Source organism: Asaia siamensis (genome assembly GCF_014635085.1).
In the GTDB taxonomy this organism is placed as follows: Bacteria; Pseudomonadota; Alphaproteobacteria; order Acetobacterales; family Acetobacteraceae; genus Asaia; species Asaia siamensis.
Genome location: NZ_BMCH01000003.1, coordinates 474,383 through 491,402, shown reverse-complemented (window position 1 = coordinate 491,402; position 17,020 = coordinate 474,383). Strand labels below are relative to the sequence as shown.

General features: G+C 60.3%; 17 protein-coding genes and 1 pseudogene. 13 read left to right on the top strand and 5 right to left on the bottom strand.

The window, feature by feature from the left end; all coding sequences use genetic code 11:
* Positions 1 to 124: 124 nt before the first annotated feature.
* The 6 genes from IEV53_RS08045 (at position 125) to IEV53_RS08020 (ending at position 6,523) form a co-directional block, all read left to right on the top strand.
* The gene (locus IEV53_RS08045) at positions 125 to 1,879 is read left to right on the top strand and encodes a relaxase/mobilization nuclease domain-containing protein (RefSeq protein WP_188426240.1); all 1,755 of its coding nucleotides are present in this window, start codon (positions 125 to 127) and stop codon (positions 1,877 to 1,879) included.
* An 88-nt stretch (positions 1,880 to 1,967) separates the two neighbouring features.
* Positions 1,968 to 2,240: a type II toxin-antitoxin system ParD family antitoxin gene (locus tag IEV53_RS08040; RefSeq protein WP_019086914.1), complete on the top strand. Its 273-nt coding sequence runs from the start codon at positions 1,968 to 1,970 to the stop codon at positions 2,238 to 2,240.
* Positions 2,237 to 2,530, top strand: coding sequence for a type II toxin-antitoxin system RelE/ParE family toxin (locus tag IEV53_RS08035; protein WP_188426239.1), 294 nt, complete (start codon positions 2,237 to 2,239; stop codon positions 2,528 to 2,530). The genes IEV53_RS08040 and IEV53_RS08035 overlap by 4 nt, the downstream gene beginning before the upstream one ends.
* A gap of 410 nt (positions 2,531 to 2,940) precedes the next feature.
* Positions 2,941 to 4,923: a conjugal transfer protein TraG gene (locus IEV53_RS08030; protein ID WP_188426238.1), complete on the top strand. Its 1,983-nt coding sequence runs from the start codon at positions 2,941 to 2,943 to the stop codon at positions 4,921 to 4,923.
* A gap of 5 nt (positions 4,924 to 4,928) precedes the next feature.
* Entirely contained in the window at positions 4,929 to 5,354 is a 426-nt protein-coding gene (locus IEV53_RS08025) for a CopG family transcriptional regulator (protein WP_188426304.1), read from the top strand.
* Between the two features lie 344 nt (positions 5,355 to 5,698).
* Positions 5,699 to 6,523 (top strand): toll/interleukin-1 receptor domain-containing protein, encoded by an 825-nt coding sequence (locus IEV53_RS08020; RefSeq protein ID WP_188426237.1) that lies wholly within the window; start codon positions 5,699 to 5,701, stop codon positions 6,521 to 6,523.
* A gap of 338 nt (positions 6,524 to 6,861) precedes the next feature.
* Here the strand turns inward: IEV53_RS08020 and IEV53_RS08015 are convergent, their stop codons facing one another.
* The 5 genes and pseudogenes from IEV53_RS08015 to IEV53_RS07995 all read right to left on the bottom strand — a co-directional run.
* The gene (locus IEV53_RS08015) at positions 6,862 to 7,836 is read right to left on the bottom strand and encodes a caspase family protein (RefSeq protein WP_188426236.1); all 975 of its coding nucleotides are present in this window, start codon (positions 7,834 to 7,836) and stop codon (positions 6,862 to 6,864) included.
* 9 nt (positions 7,837 to 7,845) lie between these two features.
* Entirely contained in the window at positions 7,846 to 9,012 is a 1,167-nt protein-coding gene (locus IEV53_RS08010; RefSeq protein WP_188426235.1) for a S8 family peptidase, read from the bottom strand.
* A gap of 92 nt (positions 9,013 to 9,104) precedes the next feature.
* Positions 9,105 to 9,488: a TIR domain-containing protein gene (locus IEV53_RS08005; protein ID WP_188426234.1), complete on the bottom strand. Its 384-nt coding sequence runs from the start codon at positions 9,486 to 9,488 to the stop codon at positions 9,105 to 9,107.
* Between the two features lie 445 nt (positions 9,489 to 9,933).
* The gene (locus IEV53_RS08000; protein WP_188426233.1) at positions 9,934 to 10,305 is read right to left on the bottom strand and encodes a TIR domain-containing protein; all 372 of its coding nucleotides are present in this window, start codon (positions 10,303 to 10,305) and stop codon (positions 9,934 to 9,936) included.
* Positions 10,306 to 10,395: 90 nt separating this feature from the next.
* Positions 10,396 to 10,536, bottom strand: a pseudogene (locus tag IEV53_RS07995) (HU family DNA-binding protein); the annotation flags it as partial.
* 213 nt (positions 10,537 to 10,749) lie between these two features.
* Here IEV53_RS07995 and trbB point away from each other — a divergent pair.
* Genes trbB through trbL form a run of 7 tightly spaced genes read left to right on the top strand, consistent with a single transcriptional unit; the run spans position 10,750 to position 17,020 of the window.
* Positions 10,750 to 11,718 carry a P-type conjugative transfer ATPase TrbB gene (trbB, locus tag IEV53_RS07990; protein ID WP_188426232.1) on the top strand — a complete coding sequence of 323 codons (969 nt, stop codon included), beginning with the start codon at positions 10,750 to 10,752 and terminating at the stop codon, positions 11,716 to 11,718.
* Positions 11,715 to 12,041, top strand: a complete 327-nt coding sequence (locus IEV53_RS07985) for a TrbC/VirB2 family protein (protein WP_188426231.1) — start codon at positions 11,715 to 11,717, stop codon at positions 12,039 to 12,041. The genes trbB and IEV53_RS07985 overlap by 4 nt, the downstream gene beginning before the upstream one ends.
* Positions 12,041 to 12,307, top strand: coding sequence for a VirB3 family type IV secretion system protein (locus IEV53_RS07980; protein WP_114726164.1), 267 nt, complete (start codon positions 12,041 to 12,043; stop codon positions 12,305 to 12,307). Before IEV53_RS07985 ends, IEV53_RS07980 begins: the two co-directional genes overlap by 1 nt.
* Positions 12,308 to 12,314: 7 nt before the next feature.
* Entirely contained in the window at positions 12,315 to 14,741 is a 2,427-nt protein-coding gene (gene trbE, locus IEV53_RS07975; RefSeq protein WP_188426230.1) for a conjugal transfer protein TrbE, read from the top strand.
* Entirely contained in the window at positions 14,738 to 15,484 is a 747-nt protein-coding gene (gene trbJ / locus IEV53_RS07970) for a P-type conjugative transfer protein TrbJ (RefSeq protein ID WP_188426229.1), read from the top strand. Before trbE ends, trbJ begins: the two co-directional genes overlap by 4 nt.
* Entirely contained in the window at positions 15,484 to 15,756 is a 273-nt protein-coding gene (gene trbK-alt, locus IEV53_RS07965) for a putative entry exclusion protein TrbK-alt (protein WP_188426228.1), read from the top strand. The genes trbJ and trbK-alt overlap by 1 nt, the downstream gene beginning before the upstream one ends.
* 4 nt (positions 15,757 to 15,760) lie before the next feature.
* A complete protein-coding gene (trbL, locus tag IEV53_RS07960) occupies positions 15,761 to 17,020 on the top strand; it encodes a P-type conjugative transfer protein TrbL (RefSeq protein WP_188426227.1) in 1,260 nt (419 codons plus the stop codon).

Here is a 17,020-nt window from a genome sequence, read left to right as displayed (position 1 = left end):
TGGTTGGTTTGATTGGGGAATTTGTCCTCTCACCACGCACCACCTGCGGCTCTTCACGCGATTTTCCTAATCTTTGCAACGATCCGGGCGCCGTCAGGAGCACATCGAAGCGGAGAGCGGGGCCATGGCGACGCGCGATGACAGCCTGAACGTCCGGCCCGGACGCATCCAGCATGGCAATCAGGGCGCACGACCGAAATCCTTCGTCGGTGAGGTCATGCGTGCCGCGAAGAAGGCCGGTCATACCGGCACCCGGTTCGGAGCGACGGGCAGGGGTGGTGGCGGGGGTTCCCGTTTCGGGCGCGGCCGGCGCGCGGCCCTGTCCATGCGGCTGCGCAGCAATGCCCGTCGGGTCGTGGTCAAGGCGCGGGTCGTCCGCCAGCAGGGCACGCGCTTTCGTTCCGCGCCGCTCGCCCGGCATATCGCCTATCTCAGGCGCGAGGGCGTGACCCGCGATGGTGCCAGGGCCCATCTGTTCGATGCCGGGTCTGACGAAGCGGACAGCAAGGCCTTCGCGGAACGGTGCGAAGATGACCGCCACCATTTCCGCTTCATCGTCTCGCCCGAGGATGCGGCGCGGATGGAGGATCTGCGGGGCTTCGCACGCGAACTGATGCAGGACATGGAGCGAGACCTCGGCACGAAGCTGGACTGGGTCGGGGTGGATCACTGGAACACCGACAATCCGCACGTCCACATCCTGGTGCGCGGGGTCGCCGATGACGGCAAGGATCTGGTGATCAGCCGCGCCTATATCAGTCAGGGCCTGCGCGACCGCGCCGCCGAACGGGTGACGCTTGAGCTTGGCCCGCGCAGCGAGCAGGAAATTCGCACCGCCCTGGAGACCGAGATCGGCGCCGACCGCTGGACCAGCCTCGATCGCGCGTTGCAGGACATCAGCGACGAAGGGGGCGGTATCGTCGATCTGCGGCCGGGCGCGGGCGGTGAAGACCCGAAACTGCGGCGCCTGCTGGTCGGCCGGGCGACCAAGCTGGAAGGGCTCGGCCTGGCCGATCGCGTTGGCGTGGCACGTTGGACCCTCAAGCCGGGGCTGGAAACCACGCTGCGTGATCTTTCCATCCGGGGCGACATCATCAAGACCATGCACCGCGCCATGTCCGGCGGCGGGGCGGAACCCGATGTCGCGGGCTTTGCGATCCACGGCGAGAAGCTAGCCGATCCGATCGTTGGCCGGCTGGTCGAGCGTGGACTGGATGACGAGTTGAAGGGCTCGGGCTACGTGGTCATCGCGGGGACCGACGGGCGGACGCATCATGTCCGCTTTCCTAATCTGGACATGACCGGTGACGCGAAGACGGGCGCGGTCGTCGAGACCCGGAGCTGGGAGGACACGAAGGGCCAGCAACGCCTGTCACTGGCGACCCGCTCGGACTTCACGCTGGCCGAGCAGGTGACGGCACCGGGCGCGACCTGGCTCGATCGCCAGTTGCTCGCCAAGGATCCGGCGCTGGCCAATGCGGGCTTCGGCGGAGAGGTCCACGAGGCGATGACGCAACGGATCGACCATCTGGAATCTGAGGGTCTGGCCCGGCGGCAGGGCGAGCGGGTGGTGTTCGCGCCCGACCTGATCGGCACCCTGCGCCAACGCGATCTCGATCAGGCGACGGCCAGGCTGGCGGCGCAGACCGGGCTGGAGCATCGGCCCGCGCGGGAAGGCGAGATCGTCTCGGGGGTCTATCGCCAGCGGGTGGCCCTGTTCTCGGGGCGGTTCGCGATGGTCGATGACGGGATGGGCTTCCAGCTCGTGCCGTGGCGCCCGGCGCTGGAGCAGAAGCTCGGACGGCAGGTTTCCGGCACCCTGTCGCCGGGTGGATCGGTGGACTGGAATTTCGGGCGGAAGCGTGGGCTGGGGATTTGATGTCGGCTGCTCGCCTGAAGGTTTTCGGCTGACAAAGCGGATACTTCATAAGTATGATAAAGTATGCTCACTTGGGAGGCGCCGCCTTATGTCCACAATCGAACGGATGACCATCACCGTGCCGTCCGAGATGGCCGCGATCCTGCGCCAGTCCGTCGATGGCGGTGAATATGCCTCGACCAGCGAGGTCGTGCGCGAGGCGTTGCGCGAATGGATGCGCCGGCGCGATACCGACCGTCGTGATCTCGATGCCCTGCGCGAGGCGATCCGGCTTGGGGATGAGAGCGGGTCGAGCATCCCGGCCGAGACCGTCTTCGCTGAATTGCGCGACGTGATCGCTCGCCGCCGCGCGCAGGGATGAAACGGCTCGGTTTCGCTCCGGCAGCGCGTGCCGACCTTCTGGAGATCGCGCTCTACATCGCCGAAGACAATCCCGAGCGGGCCATGAGCTTCGTTGCCGAACTGGAAGCGAAGGCCGCCGTTGCGGCTGAACATCCGGGGAGCTTTCCGGCGCGCGATGAGATCAGTCCCGGATTGAGGGTCATTGTTCACGGCCGCTACCTACTGTTCTTCCGTGAACTGGCTGATGAGGTACGCATCGTCCGTGTGCTTCATGGCGCACGGGATCTGCCGCAGGTGTTCGACTCATAAAGTCAGGGGTTTCCCGTGGGATCGCGCGCCGCAGTCGTCAATGACGATGAACTTCGGCGCCATCACGACGATCAGAATGTGGATGCGATCATCCGGCGGAGGCATCTTTACCGTACCGAGTTCTTCTCCATATGCAACGACAAGGCGATCGGAGTTTCCCAGCATGACAAGACGAAATGAGGCGCCCTCGAGCTGTTATCCAGCCACTCGCCAAGACGAGCGTGCGCTTGTCGAGTTGTTGGAACAGGGCGAGCGAAGTGGCGTCAGCACGCGCACGATTCTCGATATTTTTGCCGCCGTAAAGGTCGGCGGGAAACCGTCCGTTTATTATCCGCTCCCGTCCGGCGACCCGAGGCGCTTTAATTAGACCTTGAGTATCGGGAAATCGAGCCGTTTGGTCGGTTCCTGTCATGAACCAGACCAAAATCCTCTGGGGTTCGGTGTGTGCGGTAAGCACCGTGATCCTCGCCTTCACCTGGGCCGCGACGCAGTGGACCGCCTGGCGGCTCGGCTTCCAAACGCAGCTCGGCGCCCCGTGGTTCATGGTTATCGGCTGGCCGGTCTATTACCCGCCCGAGTTCTTCTGGTGGTGGTTCGCCTACGATGCCTACGCCCCGGACATCTTCACCACCGGCGGTTATATCGCGGCATCGGGCGGCATTGCTGCTGTCATCGTCGCGATCACCCTATCCGTCTGGCGCGCCCGCGAGAAGAAGCGCGCCACCACTTATGGCTCAGCGCATTGGGCCGACCCGCGCGAAATCCGGCGCGCTGGATTGCTCACGCCCGATGGGGTGGTGCTGGGCCGCTCGGCCGATACCTATCTCCGTCACGATGGGCCGGAGCATGTCCTGTGCTTTGCGCCAACCCGCTCCGGCAAGGGCGTCGGCTTGGTGGTGCCGACGCTGCTGACGTGGCCGGGCTCCGCGATCGTTCATGACATCAAGGGCGAGAACTGGACACTGACCGCCGGCTGGCGCGCCCGCTTCGGCCGGGTGCTGCTGTTCGATCCGACCAACCTCACAAGCGCCGCCTACAATCCGTTGCTGGAAGTTCGGCGCGGCGAGCGGGAAGTCCGCGACGTGCAGAACATCGCCGATGTGCTGGTCGATCCCGAGGGCGCCCTTGAGAAGCGCAACCACTGGGAGAAGACCAGCCACGCCCTGCTGGTCGGCACCATCCTCCATGTTCTCTACGCGGAGGAAGACAAGACCCTGGCCGGGGTCGCCAATTTCCTCTCCGATCCCAAACGGGCGATCGAGACCACGCTGCGCGCCATGATGACCACGCCGCATCTTGGGGCGAAAGGCGTGCATCCGGTGGTCGCCAGTTCGGCACGGGAACTGCTCAACAAGAGCGACAATGAACGTTCGGGCGTGCTGTCCACCGCCATGTCGTTCCTCGGCCTGTATCGCGACCCGGTCGTGGCGCATGTCACCCGGCGCTGCGACTGGCGGATCCGCGATCTTGTTGCCGGTACCCGTCCGGCGACGCTCTATCTGGTGGTGCCGCCCTCGGACATCAGCCGCACCAAGCCGCTTGTCCGCCTGGTGCTCAATCAGATCGGCCGCCGGTTGACCGAGGAACTGGAGGCGAAGCGCCGCCACCGCCTGCTGCTGATGCTCGATGAATTCCCGGCGCTGGGACGGCTGGATTTTTTCGAAAGCGCGTTGGCCTTCATGGCAGGCTATGGGATCAAGAGCTTCCTGATCGGCCAGAGCCTGAACCAGATCGAGAAAGCCTATGGCCAGAACAATTCGATCCTCGATAATTGCCATGTCCGGGTCAGTTTTGCGACCAATGATGAACGGACCGCCAAACGGGTTTCCGACGCGCTCGGCACCGCGACCGAGATCCGGGATGCAAAGAACTATGCCGGGCATCGGCTGTCCCCTTGGCTTGGGCATCTGATGGTGACGCGCCACGAAACGGCGCGGCCGTTGCTGACGCCCGGCGAGATCATGCAGCTTCCCCCTGACGAGGAACTGGTGCTGGTGTCCGGTTGCCCGCCGATCCGGGCGCGCAAGGCGCGGTATTTCGAGGATGCTGAATTGGCCGCGCGTATCCTCCCGCCACCCCGGTTCGAGCCGCCGGCCGCCCCGGAAGGAACGCTGCCTATTGGACCGCCGCCGCCAGGGGACTGGGCGGACGTGGTGCAGCCGACGGCAACGGACAATGGAGACGACGATCCCGCCAATAGCGGTATCCGCCGTGAGCCGGAATTGCCGGAACAGGAGGAGGTGGTGCAGGCGCCGAGAAAGCCGGTCCATGAGTTCGATCCGCCAGAGGATGAGCCCGAGGACGACGCCACACGGGCGCAGACCCTGCAACGCGGGGAACGGGCTCTCGCGCGGCAGGTCTCGCTCGATCCTGGTGATAGGATGGGGCTGTGACTGCCATGCGGGTCAAACACACGATCCGGCTAACAGCCGATCTCAGCGTGAGGCTTGCCGATTACGCTGCCCGGAAGAAGGTGCCGCAGGCGTTGGTCGTGGAGACGGCGCTGGCGTCCTTCCTGTCACCAGATGGGCCGGAACGGCTGGAGGCGGCGTTGGCCCGGCGGCTGGACCGGATGACACGGCAACTGGAGCGCATGGAGCGACGGGTCACGATCTCGAATGAGTCGCTCGCTGTGTTCGTGCGCTTCTGGCTGACCAGCACCCCTCCGCTGCCCGATGCCGCTCTTGCGGCGGCGCAAAGCAAGGGACGGGAGCGGTATGACGGGTTTATCGAGGCAGTCGGGCGCCGGCTCGCCAGAGGGAAGACGCTGGACGACGAGGTGAGGTCGGACGTCGACGCACTTATGGAAGGGAAGGATATTTGACCAAAAATATAATCTTGAAAATCTATGCATAGATTTTATAAAAATCACTAATTATTTCTATGACTAGAGAAAAAACGTTTTGTAAAATCTAACGATAGCACAGAATAAAAAATATTCTTAAATGTTGGCCTCTGTAGCCGGATTAACATTCATAGATAGGCTGATTTTCTATTGTGATATACTCTTGTAAGCCATGATCCACATCGCCATGGGGAGCCTGATGCTCCGCAGAATTGTCCATCAATGAACATTCTCAAACAGGCTCTAAGAGGGAGACATGATTTATATATGTCTATATTATATGTTTCATGTTGTGTGGCGGTTAAATTTTGTTGAGAGTGTCCATGTACAAAGCATACAAAGTAGATATCGACAGTAAATACCTTGGTGTCGATCAGGCTATCATAGAGAAAATGAAATTAAAGAATAGACCAAAGCAGTCTATAAAAAATTTTTTCAATGATGATGGATCCTTGGATGGGAACAATATTATTTCCGAATGGTTCCCCCAAGAAAAATTCGATATTTTCCTTTCGCATTCACATGCAGATGAGCACATAGCTTACATGTTAGCTAATTTTCTTGAGGAAAATTTTGGATTAAGATGCTTCGTTGATTCAAGCGTTTGGGGATACGCTGACAAGATTCTTAAAGAAGTAGATGAAGAATTTTGCAAGAAAAAAGATGATAAAGGAAAAATAACATATTCATATGAAAAGAGAAATATAACAACATCTCATATTCATAACATGCTTTCAGTTTCTATAGCTGGCATGATGGATCAATGTGAGTGCCTGTTTTTTTTAAATACCGAAAACTCTCTTATAAAAAAAGAAAATATAAAAACTCTAATGGAAGGAGAAACATACTCTCCGTGGCTATATTATGAACTGAGCATGTGTCTTTTCCTCGAAAAGATAATTCCAAAAAGATTTGCAGAAAGAGGGATGTCGGTCGAATCTATGACCATGGACGAGGCTAGGGCTGATAGTGTTCGCCCTGTAGCTCGATATTTTATTCAAACGGAATATATGACGATATTGTCTGGTCAGGATCTAAATAATTGGATAAGTGGTTCTGGTTCGCGCTCAGGCCGAAAAGGCATTCAGTGCTTGGACTGGATCTACAAATATCGTCCGATGTATTTTCCGGAACGAAAAATATTATAAGTTTTCAGCCTCATACTGTTGGACTCTTCTTGAGAATTCGATACAGACGGGTTCTCAGGAGGAACTGTATATACAACTGAAGATATGGATGTGAACGCCCAAGCAGAGCGGTCGCCAAGCCGGAGACATTGCGCGCAAGCCGAAATGCTATCCGTCTGATCTGACAAACGAGGCAACGGCGCACATATTACCGCCGAAACCATCTGCGCATCAGCGAAGATAGAAGCGGGCGACTCCAAAAGGCTTTGACGCTGAGTGGGATTAAAATTTCACTATATCATCTGGATGGAAACAGAGATGGTGTAGTCTTAATGAGACGTGAGAGATCTGAACAATGCCTAAATATGACCCGCGGTAGCTAACTCCCAATAAAGCTGTCCTAGAGGACTGAGAGAAACCCTTTCAGATCTAAGTGCCGTCCAATATAGATCTTGTCCGGTCTCGCATCGAAGCAGCCCCGCCGTTTGGAATTGCTTAAAGGTCTTAAAAATAGCAACATGCTTAGGGATCGCATCTATATTCGTTTCTTCGTAGGAAGAGCATAGCTGGTAAGAAGCAGTCTGGTTAGAAAAGTAAATAGGAAGCTTTCTTAGCTCTTTGTCCCGTACTATTGGAAGGCACTTACGAATGGGTTCCAAAGTTGCGGCATGGGACTTGTAAATAGGTCTCTGATCGAACGCACCGAGAACCGTATCACAGTAAGCGTATATACCAGCGGCTGATACTCTCCCCCTAATATCGGCGGCACCACCGCACATGGCCGCGAGCACAAGGCGGGTAAAAACACCGTGGCCGGCTGCCTCCTGGGCACATTGACGCGGACGCGCCGCGGCTAGGATTGTGATGCCCTCACGCAGCCTAGCCTCGTTCTCGATGGATCCAAACGCCTCCTCGTCCCCTCCGGCCGCACCCGCATAACAACAGTCGAGAAAAATAAATACGTTGCGCGCGCGCGACTTGTTGGCGAGGTCAACTAAATCTCGCATCGGGATGCCAGGGGCATATTGGGCTCCTTCGTACGTGAGAAGGTGGGCTCCGAGACTAGTCGCTGCTCCATGTCCCGAGAAATAGAAGAGCGCGTCCCCGATAAAATTCTGGTCAAAGTGCTCCTCCAGCTTGCGACGTAGGTAGGGGGCGGTAACCATATCCTGATGAGGACCGCTAATCAGTGTGTCACATTGAAAGTTGACGCTTTCGTCCTCATTTCTTGAGATGAGCTCTGTCACAGCTTTAGCGTCTGCCACACAGCCGGTCAGACATTGTGCAGAGGCATAATCGTTAATGCCGACGATCAGTGCGCGACGATGAGACATACTCCTTGATCATTCCGGCGCGGTGACAAGTCCCTGCCCAATATCGATCTCTTCGATTTTCGGTGGGAAGACATTACGTCGAGCTGTTGCGATGATACGGGCTGTCACGTTTTTAGCATTTGGGGTTGCTCCGGTTCGCCCCACAGCCTCCCACCATAGAGCTGCCATGCCTGCGACATGAGGGCACGCCATGCTCGTACCGCTGAGCGTCTGCAGTCCGCCTCCTGTCCTAGCCGAGACAATCTCTACACCTGGTGCCGCTACAGTGGCCATTGTATTAGAGAAAGGAGCCACATCAAGGAGCTCTCCGCAGCGGCCGACGGCCGCAACGGAGATTACATTGTTAGCCGCAGCAGGCAGGGAAGCCGCTATTCGAAATGAAGAATCCTGCTCACGACGGCTCTCATTACCTGCAGCAGCGACAACAACTGGAGCCAAACCGAAGGCGGCCTGAGCATTCATGAGACTCATCACGGCGTCAAACATTCGCAAGTTTCCTCGATAGGCTTCCAACGCAACCGAAGTCGCTAATGCCGGGGGCCATCCCTTATCTATTAAATTTTCAACCATGCCAGGGAAATCGAAACCGAGCGACATCGAAATGACGTTCGCGCCACTCCGCATTGCCCAAAGCATACCATCAAAGAGCCACTGCGAATCCCCACCGCCGTTATCGCTAAGAACCTTCCCAATTAGCGCTCGTCTGACGCCCCTCGCAATGCCGATCCTTTTAGTTGTTCCAATATCGCGTCCAAAGATCGTTCCCGCGCAGTGCGTTCCGTGGCCTTGGCGGTCTCCGTCTCCGGAACCGCTGAAATCTTTTTGGACTAGGTCGACACCTGCGAATGCAACATGGCTAGCATCGATACCGGTGTCGAGTACTGCGACGACAACGCCTTCTCCAGAGCAGGTGCTATTGGTCGCGCCCGTAGCAGCAATACCCCAATTCCCCTCGTCAGCTAGGTCATCCGCCGCCAAAGGCTGAATAAGGCGCGTGGGCATGACGGGAGCAACGGCGCGTGTCAATGGGTCTTTAGTGGCTTCAGCCACTTCGACTTCGGCCATGTTCTCAATGCTGATTTTAGCCCCCGAACCGTCAAGCTCACGAGTGCCTGGGCCAAAACCACGAGTTTTGCGCGTGTCGTTCTGAACGCGTAGAACTGCGTAACGTTTCATTTTTCCTCTTTTATTTGTATCGGATCTGTTTTCTTGGGGGCGCGATTAATAGATCTAATCTATAAAATCGATGTTTTTGATTTCTAAGTTTTTCATGTATTTACCCACTGATAAAGTTCAATTTTTTCTCTCGGACCTTTATCGACGATAAGGCAGCCGTTTTGGTGTGAGATTTTTGGATACAGGCTTAAAAATTCGCTATTCGTAATATCTGACTGATTTTTAGCCGCGGTAAATATGGCGACTTTACCATTTTTCCCGGCAATATAGCCAATTTCCCAAGGTATCCACTGTGAACGAGTGGCCTCCGGTCCATCCAAAAATATTAAAGACTTTGATGCTGAAAGTATATCTCTTGTGTTTTGTATATCTTTAATATTTGGGGTCTGGCCTTTTTTACGAGAAAATCGCTGAGGAAGATATGGTTTGCATCCTTCATCTCGTAAAAAAAGAAATAACGCCAATGGAAGTTCCACTTCATCCCGGTATGAGTAGCTGATAAAAATATCTACGGAACTGATGTTTTCTCCCGATAGTTTTTTGGAAAGCTGAAGGGCAGAAAGTCCTGTTAAATCCTGCTCTTTTTTAACACGACGATGAAGATCGTTCAGTGAAAAAAAGTAAAAGAAGGCCCGTCTCCTCAGATTTTAGATATATTAATCCAATATAGAAGTTATAACTTTTCTTGAATCTACACCCCTCTTGTGAATAACAAGCGCTCTTGATTGCTCCCTTTTTTTGCTCGATCTGTAACTCTAGTTCCAATCATTAGCTCAGGGGAGCGAAATTGATTGTACCATGAGCACGGTGTTCGAGGACGCTTTTCACCAAGTGGGCACCGTTGCCGCACCCACTTGGCAGACCAACGTGATCGTAGTGGCCAAAGTCGACGATGGGAGCTTTACGCATGGATACGTCTCATCAAAGCGAGTCTATGAAATTGCTGATATTGCTGTCACTCCAGACGTAGGTATTGACGTTTGTCAGACTGGTTCGGTCGTTAGTGTAGGCGTAAATTCCGCAGATGGGCTTGCCCTCTTCCTGCGCACATTGGATTTCCCATTTCTGGCCGGTGGATGTCAGTGAATTTTTACTAATCAAGACTATCACACCATCAGAGCGACGAATTCGGGTCCGGACTTTTGTCTTCCAATCGGTATCGTATGCCTGCTTCACCGACATGTCGATGAATTCATAAGGCGCACGCGAATGAAGAGATTGCCCTTTCAAGAAATCCCGCTGACGTTCATCTTCGATCGCAAACGCGACAAACACAATTTTTTTGTCGGCCATCTATGTTTCCTAAGCGGTTCCAATCAAGTTCTAGAATATTAGAATTTCTCAATTTGGGCCAAGCGTAAAGGGAAATGATCCTTTTCTCGAGAAAAGGGGCAGGATGTACCTGCCATGCTGCTTCAGCTCGGTAACAATGGCCGCCACCAGGTCATCGGCCGCCCTGGCGGCGGCAACGCCCGTGCAGTCCAGCGAGTCCTGAAGAACAGCGGCAATGAAGGCTTTGCTCATGCGGGCGCAGGTCCGTGTCGTGATCGATTCCGCAAACGGTAGCAGCGCCCTTTCGCCCCGTCACCGCTCAAATGGCGACACATCCCTATGCAAGTTCTTCTATCCCAGCGCCCTACACCCATCAGACACTTGTTGCGCTTCCGTGTTCATAGCTCTTTCTAATCAACCCCGCTGATCCACCGCCTCCCTCCGGGGGCCAATCGCGGGTTTCCGATGACCGTTGCGCCTTTCCGCTCCGAAGCCGTCGCCCGAGGCACGCGCATGCTGCGCACCGCCCTCGGCCCGGCGATTGCCCGGTATCTCGACGATCCGTCGATCGCCGAGGTGATGCTCAATCCCGACGGAAGGCTGTGGATCGATCGTCTCGCGGGTGGGATGGAGGACACCGGCACCCGGATCGTGCCGGCGGACGCGGAGCGGATCGTCCGCCTGGTCGCCCACCATGTCGGGGCCGAGGTGCATCCCGGCAGTCCGCGTGTTTCCGCCGAATTGCCGGGAAGCGGGGAGCGGTTCGAGGGGTTGGTGCCTCCGGTGGTGGCAGCGCCCTGCTTTGCCATCCGGCGTCCGGCGATCGCGGTGTTCTCGCTCGACGATTACGTGGCCGCCGGGATCATGACCGCCGCGCAGGCCGAATTTCTGCGCCGCGCCGTTGCCGAGCGGCAGAACATCCTGGTCGCCGGCGGTACCTCCACCGGCAAGACCACGCTGGTCAACGCCCTGCTGGCCGAGATCGCGCAGACCGGCGACCGGGTGGTGCTGATCGAGGATACGCGCGAACTGCAATGCGCGGCCCCCAATCTGGTCGCCCTGCGCACCAGGGACGGCGCGGCGTCGCTCTCCGACCTGGTGCGCTCATCGCTGCGCCTGCGCCCCGACCGGATACCGATCGGCGAGGTCCGCGGCGCCGAGGCGCTCGACCTGCTCAAGGCCTGGGGCACCGGCCATCCCGGCGGTGTCGGCACCCTGCACGCCGGGTCGGCGATCGGCGCCCTGCGTCGGCTGGAGCAGTTGATCCAGGAAGCCGTCGTCACCGTGCCGCGCGCCCTGATCGCCGAGACCATCGACGTCATCGCGGTACTGTCCGGGCGCGGCAGCGCGCGCCGGCTGGCCGAACTCGCCACCGTCCAGGGCCTGGCCCCGGACGGCGACTACCTCCTCGCACCCGCCGGAGACCCGTCATGATCCGCATGATCGCCCTGCGCCATCGCTTTGCCGTGGCCGGCACCACACTCTCGCTCGCCCTGCTGTCGGCCCCGGCCTATGCCTCGGGCTCCAGCATGCCGTGGGAAACTCCACTCAACGAGATCCTGGAATCCGTGCAGGGGCCGGTCGCCAAGATCATCTCGGTGATCATCATCACCGTGACCGGCCTGACCCTGGCCTTCGGTGAAACCTCGGGTGGCTTCCGCCGCCTGATCCAGATCGTCTTCGGCCTGTCGATCGCCTTTGCCGCGTCCAGCTTCTTCCTGTCCTTCTTCTCCTTCTCGGGCGGGGCACTGATCTGATGGAACCGGACGCCATTCCCGGCTTCACCGCGCCGGTGCATCGGGCCCTGATCGAGCCGATCCTGCTTGGCGGTGCGCCGCGCACGGTGGCGATCGTCAACGGCACGCTGTCGGCGGCGATCGGCCTCGGCCTGCGGCTGTGGATCGCCGGCGGGATCTTCTGGCTGGTCGGCCATCTCGCCGCCGTCTGGGCGGCCAAGCGCGATCCCGCTTTCGTCGACGTGGTGCGCCGGCACCTGCGCTATCCCACCCATCTGGTCGGATGAGGGCGCCATGCTGAACCTCGCCGAATATCGCCACCGCCGCGACCGGCTGGCCGATTTCCTGCCCTGGGCGGCGCTGCTCGCCAGGGGCGTGGTGCTGAACAAGGACGGCGCCTTCCAGCGCACCGCCCGGTTCCGCGGCCCGGACCTGGACTCCTCGACCGCCTCGGAACTGGTCGCGATCACGTCCCGCCTGAACAACGCCTTGCGCCGGCTTGGCTCCGGCTGGGCCATTTTCGTCGAGGCGCAGCGCCGGGAAGCGCGGGGCTATCCTTCCAGCCCGTTTCCCGATCCGGCCTCCGAACTGGTCGACGCCGAACGCCGGGCGCAGTTCGAGGAAGAGGGGGCGCATTATGAGAGCCGCTATTTCCTGACCCTGGTCTGGTTGCCGCCGGCGGACGATGCCGCCCGCGCGGAAGCCTGGCTCTATGAGAACCGCGCCCGTGGCGGCTCCGACTGGCGGGCGGTGGTCGCCGGGTTCATCGACCAGACCGACCGGGTGCTGGCGCTGCTCGACGGCTTCATGCCGGAGGCTGACTGGTTCGATGACGGCGAAACGCTGACCTATCTCCATTCCTGCATCTCCACGCGGATGCAGCGGGTGCGGGTGCCCGAGATCCCAATGCATCTCGATGCCGTCCTGGTGGATGAGGAACTGACCGGCGGGCTGGAGCCGCGCCTGGGCGACGCCCATCTGCGCACGCTCACCGTCACCGGCTTCCCGACCCAGACCTGGCCCGGCGTGCTGGACGAGCTGAACCGGCTGGCCTTTCCCTATCGTTGGTCGACGCGGGCGATCTGCCTCGACCGCACCGATGCGACCAAAGTGCTGGGCCGGATCCGGCGGCAATGGTTCGCCAAGCGCAAATCGATCATGGCCATCCTCAAGGAGGTGATGACCAACGAGGCCTCGGTGCTGCTGGATTCCGACGCCGCCAACAAGGCCGCCGATGCCGATGCCGCCCTGCAGGAACTTGGCACCGACCAGGTCGGTCAGGCCTATGTCACCGCCACCGTCACGGTGTGGGACGAGGATCCGACCGTTGCCGCCGATCGGCTGCGTCTGGTGGAGAAGACCATCCAGGGCCGCGATTTCACCTGCATGCGCGAGAGCGTCAATGCGCTCGAAGCCTGGTTCGGCAGCCTGCCGGGGCATGTCTACGCCAATGTCCGCCAGCCGTGCGTCTCGACCCTGAACCTGGCGCATATGATCCCGCTCTCCGCCGTCTGGGCGGGGCCGGAGCGCGACGGGCATTTCGCGGCGCCACCGCTGTTCTATGCCCGCACCGAAGGTTCGACCCCATTCCGCTTCGCACTCCACGTCGGTGATGTCGGTCACACGCTGATCGCCGGGCCGACCGGCGCCGGCAAATCTGTGCTCCTGGCCTTCATGGCGATGCAGTTCCGCCGCTACACTGGCGCCAGGATTTTTGCCTTCGATTTCGGTGGCTCGATCCGTGCCGCAACCCTGGCGATGGGCGGCGACTGGCATGATCTCGGCGGCGCGCTGGCGCAGGATGGGGACGATCCCGTCGCGTTGCAGCCGCTGGCCAGGATCGATGAGCCGGGCGAACGGGCCTGGGCGGCGGAATGGGTGGCGACACTGCTGGAGCGCGAGGGCGTCGCGGTTGCCCCCGATCTCAAGGAGCATCTGTGGTCGGCGCTGACCTCGCTGGCCTCGGCGCCGGTCGCGGAACGCACCATCACCGGCCTGTCGGCGCTGCTCCAGTCGCTGGTTTTGAAGCAGGCCCTCCAATCCTACTGTGTCGGCGGGCCGTGGGGGCAGTTGCTCGACGCCGAGCATGAGCGCCTCGGTGTTGCCGATATCCAGGCCTTCGAGATAGAGGGGCTGATCGGCTCGGGCGCGGCGTCCGCTGTACTCTCCTATCTGTTCCACCGCATCGAGGACCGCTTTGACGGCAGCCCGACGCTGCTGATCATCGACGAGGGCTGGCTGGCGCTGGATGATCGCGCCTTTGCCGGGCAGCTTCGGGAATGGCTGAAGACGCTGCGCAAGAAGAACGCCTCCGTCATCTTCGCCACCCAGTCGCTGGCCGATATCGACGCCAGCCCGATCGCGCCGGCGCTGATCGAGAGCTGCCCGACCCGGGTGTTCCTGCCCAATGACCGGGCACTGGAGCCGCAGATCACCGCGATCTATCGCCGGTTCGGCTTGAACGATCGGCAGATCGAGATCCTCAGCCGGGCCACGCCCAAGCGCGACTATTACTGCCAGTCACGGCGCGGCAACCGGCTGTTCGATCTTGGCCTGTCAGAGGTGGCGCTGGCCTTCACCGCTGCGTCGTCGCCCGACGACCAGGCCGCCATCGACCGGATCTTCGCCCGGCATGGCCGCGACGGGTTCGCGGCCGCGTGGCTGACGCACAGGGGCGTGGACTGGGCGATCGAAATGCTCAGGCCGGGAGAACCATCATGAGAAATTCGTTGATCTACAAAGCAGCGTTCGTGGCTGGGTTTGGCGCCCTGTCATCCATCGTCGTGAGCGTCCCGGCCCATGCGCAATGGGCGGTCTATGATGGCGCGGCCCATGTCCAGACGGTGCTGATCGCGGCGCGGGAATTGCAGCAGGTCAACCAGCAGGCGCAGAGCCTGCTCAATGAAGCGACCATGCTGGAGAACCAGGCCCGCAACCTCGCCAACCTGCCGCTCTCGGTGCTGGCGCCGCTGGAGCAGTCGATCGAAGCGACCCAGCAGATCGTCGGCCAGGCGCAGGGGCTTTCCTATAATCTGACCAGCATCGATCAGGCGTTTTCGCAGACCTATCCGCAGGCGCTGGGTAGCCCGAGTTCGGCGGCGCAGATGATAGCCGACGCCCAGACGCGATGGCAGAACGCGCGGGGCGCCTATCAGGACGGGCTGCGTGTGCAGACCGGCGCGGTGCAGAATCTCGATGCCACGCGCAGCCAGATCGACAGTCTGGTCACCTCCAGCCAGGCGGCGAGCGGCGCCCTGCAGGCCGCGCAATCGGGCAACCAGCTGACCGCGCTGCAGACGCGCCAGCTTGCCGACCTTACCGCCGTCATCACGGCGATGGGCCGCGCGCAGGCGCTGGACGGCGCCCGTCAGGTGGAGAGCGAGGAACAGGGCAGGGCACAACTCATGACTTTCCTCAATTACGGGGCCGGCTACACGCCCGGCACCGCGCAGATGTTCCACTGATGCGCGGGTTACGTCTCTCCCCGCCGATCGTCTTCCGGCTCGTTGCCGTCGGGCTGGTCGTGCTGATCCTGGTCGCCGCAAGCCTGCATCTCCGGCACGTCCCCCGTGACGTCGGGGTGCCCGATCTCGGGCCGCCGGGCTCTCGTGACCGGTTGGCCGCCGGTCTTGCGCGCTGTCAGGCGCTCGGCATGAAGGCCGACGGCGATCCGGCTTGTGCTGCGATCTGGACCGAGAACCGCAAGCGCTTTTTCGCGCCCGAAACCGCACGGTGACGCCATGCAGCAGGGCACCGGCGTCATCGACAATTTCCTTGCTATTTTCACCCAGTATATCGATTCTGGTTTCGGTCTGGTGCAGGGCGACGTCCACTGGCTGGCCGCAACCCTGATCACGATCGACATTACCCTGGCCGGACTATTCTGGGCGCTGGCGCCGGATGAGGATGTGCTGGCGCGGCTGATCCGCAAGACCCTGTTCATCGGCATGTTCGCCTTCATTATCGGCGACTTTAACGGGCTGGCGAAGATCATCTATGAGTCCTTCGCCGGGCTGGGCATTGAGGCCGGCGGTGGGCACCTCACCCAGGCGCAACTGCTCCAGCCGGGGCGGCTGGCGCAGGTCGGCATCGATGCCGGCAAGCCGATCCTGACCTCGATCTCCTCGCTGGTCGGTTTCGTCGCCATCTTCAACAACGCGATCCAGATCGCGGTATTGCTGATTGCCTGGCTGATCGTGGTCATCAGCTTCTTCGTGATGGCGATCCAACTCTTCGTGGCGCTGATCGAGTTCAAGCTGACCACGCTCGCCGGGTTCGTGCTGGTGCCCTTCGGACTATTCGGCCGCACCGCCTTCCTCGCCGAGAAGGTGCTGGGCAATGTCGTGTCGTCCGGAATCAAGGTGCTGATGCTGGCCGTCATCGTCGGCATCGGTTCGACGGTGTTCGGCCAATTCACCAGCGGCTTCAATAATCCGCCTACCATCAACGATGCGCTGACCCTGATCCTCGCTTCCCTGACGCTGCTCGGCCTGACCGTGTTTGGCCCGGCATTGGCCAACGGCCTGATCGCCGGTGGTCCGCAGTTGGGTGCGGGCTCCGCCGTCGCCACTGCGGCCGGGGTTGTCGGTGCCGGCGTCGCTGCCGCGTCAGGGGTTGGGCTCGCTGCGGGTGCTGCGGCGGCCGCTGTGCGTGGTGGCGCCTTTGTCGCCGGAGGTGCCACCGCCGCCTATCAGGCGGGCGGCGCGGCAGGCGTGGCGAAAGCCGGATTGTCCGCCGCCGCCAGCCCGCTGCGCCGCGCGGCGGCCGGTGTTCGCACCAGCTATCAGGCCGGCGGGGCAGCCGCGACCGGCGGCGCTGGTGGTGCGACCGCTTCGGCTGCTGGCGGTGGAGGGAGTGCGGCCAGCAAGCCACCGGCCTGGGCCAGCCGGATGCAGCGTAACAACCGGATCAAGGGCGGGGCTGATGCCGCCGCGCAGGCGATCAAGGGCGGCGACCGGCCCAGCGGCGGCCACGACGTCGACCTCTCGGAAGGAGAATAG

What these genes read in the sequence shown, in the direction of transcription:
- IEV53_RS08045 (WP_188426240.1), top strand. Translation starts at nt 125, where the DNA reads ATGGCGACGCGCGATGACAGCCTGAACGTCCGGCCCGGACGCATCCAG.
- IEV53_RS08040 (WP_019086914.1), top strand. Translation starts at nt 1,968, where the DNA reads ATGTCCACAATCGAACGGATGACCATCACCGTGCCGTCCGAGATGGCC.
- IEV53_RS08035 (WP_188426239.1), top strand. Translation starts at nt 2,237, where the DNA reads ATGAAACGGCTCGGTTTCGCTCCGGCAGCGCGTGCCGACCTTCTGGAG.
- IEV53_RS08030 (WP_188426238.1), top strand. Translation starts at nt 2,941, where the DNA reads ATGAACCAGACCAAAATCCTCTGGGGTTCGGTGTGTGCGGTAAGCACC.
- IEV53_RS08025 (WP_188426304.1), top strand. Translation starts at nt 4,929, where the DNA reads ATGCGGGTCAAACACACGATCCGGCTAACAGCCGATCTCAGCGTGAGG.
- IEV53_RS08020 (WP_188426237.1), top strand. Translation starts at nt 5,699, where the DNA reads ATGTACAAAGCATACAAAGTAGATATCGACAGTAAATACCTTGGTGTC.
- IEV53_RS08015 (WP_188426236.1), bottom strand. Translation starts at nt 7,836, where the DNA reads ATGTCTCATCGTCGCGCACTGATCGTCGGCATTAACGATTATGCCTCT.
- IEV53_RS08010 (WP_188426235.1), bottom strand. Translation starts at nt 9,012, where the DNA reads ATGAAACGTTACGCAGTTCTACGCGTTCAGAACGACACGCGCAAAACT.
- IEV53_RS08000 (WP_188426233.1), bottom strand. Translation starts at nt 10,305, where the DNA reads ATGGCCGACAAAAAAATTGTGTTTGTCGCGTTTGCGATCGAAGATGAA.
- trbB (WP_188426232.1), top strand. Translation starts at nt 10,750, where the DNA reads ATGACCGTTGCGCCTTTCCGCTCCGAAGCCGTCGCCCGAGGCACGCGC.
- IEV53_RS07985 (WP_188426231.1), top strand. Translation starts at nt 11,715, where the DNA reads ATGATCCGCATGATCGCCCTGCGCCATCGCTTTGCCGTGGCCGGCACC.
- IEV53_RS07980 (WP_114726164.1), top strand. Translation starts at nt 12,041, where the DNA reads ATGGAACCGGACGCCATTCCCGGCTTCACCGCGCCGGTGCATCGGGCC.
- trbE (WP_188426230.1), top strand. Translation starts at nt 12,315, where the DNA reads ATGCTGAACCTCGCCGAATATCGCCACCGCCGCGACCGGCTGGCCGAT.
- trbJ (WP_188426229.1), top strand. Translation starts at nt 14,738, where the DNA reads ATGAGAAATTCGTTGATCTACAAAGCAGCGTTCGTGGCTGGGTTTGGC.
- trbK-alt (WP_188426228.1), top strand. Translation starts at nt 15,484, where the DNA reads ATGCGCGGGTTACGTCTCTCCCCGCCGATCGTCTTCCGGCTCGTTGCC.
- trbL (WP_188426227.1), top strand. Translation starts at nt 15,761, where the DNA reads ATGCAGCAGGGCACCGGCGTCATCGACAATTTCCTTGCTATTTTCACC.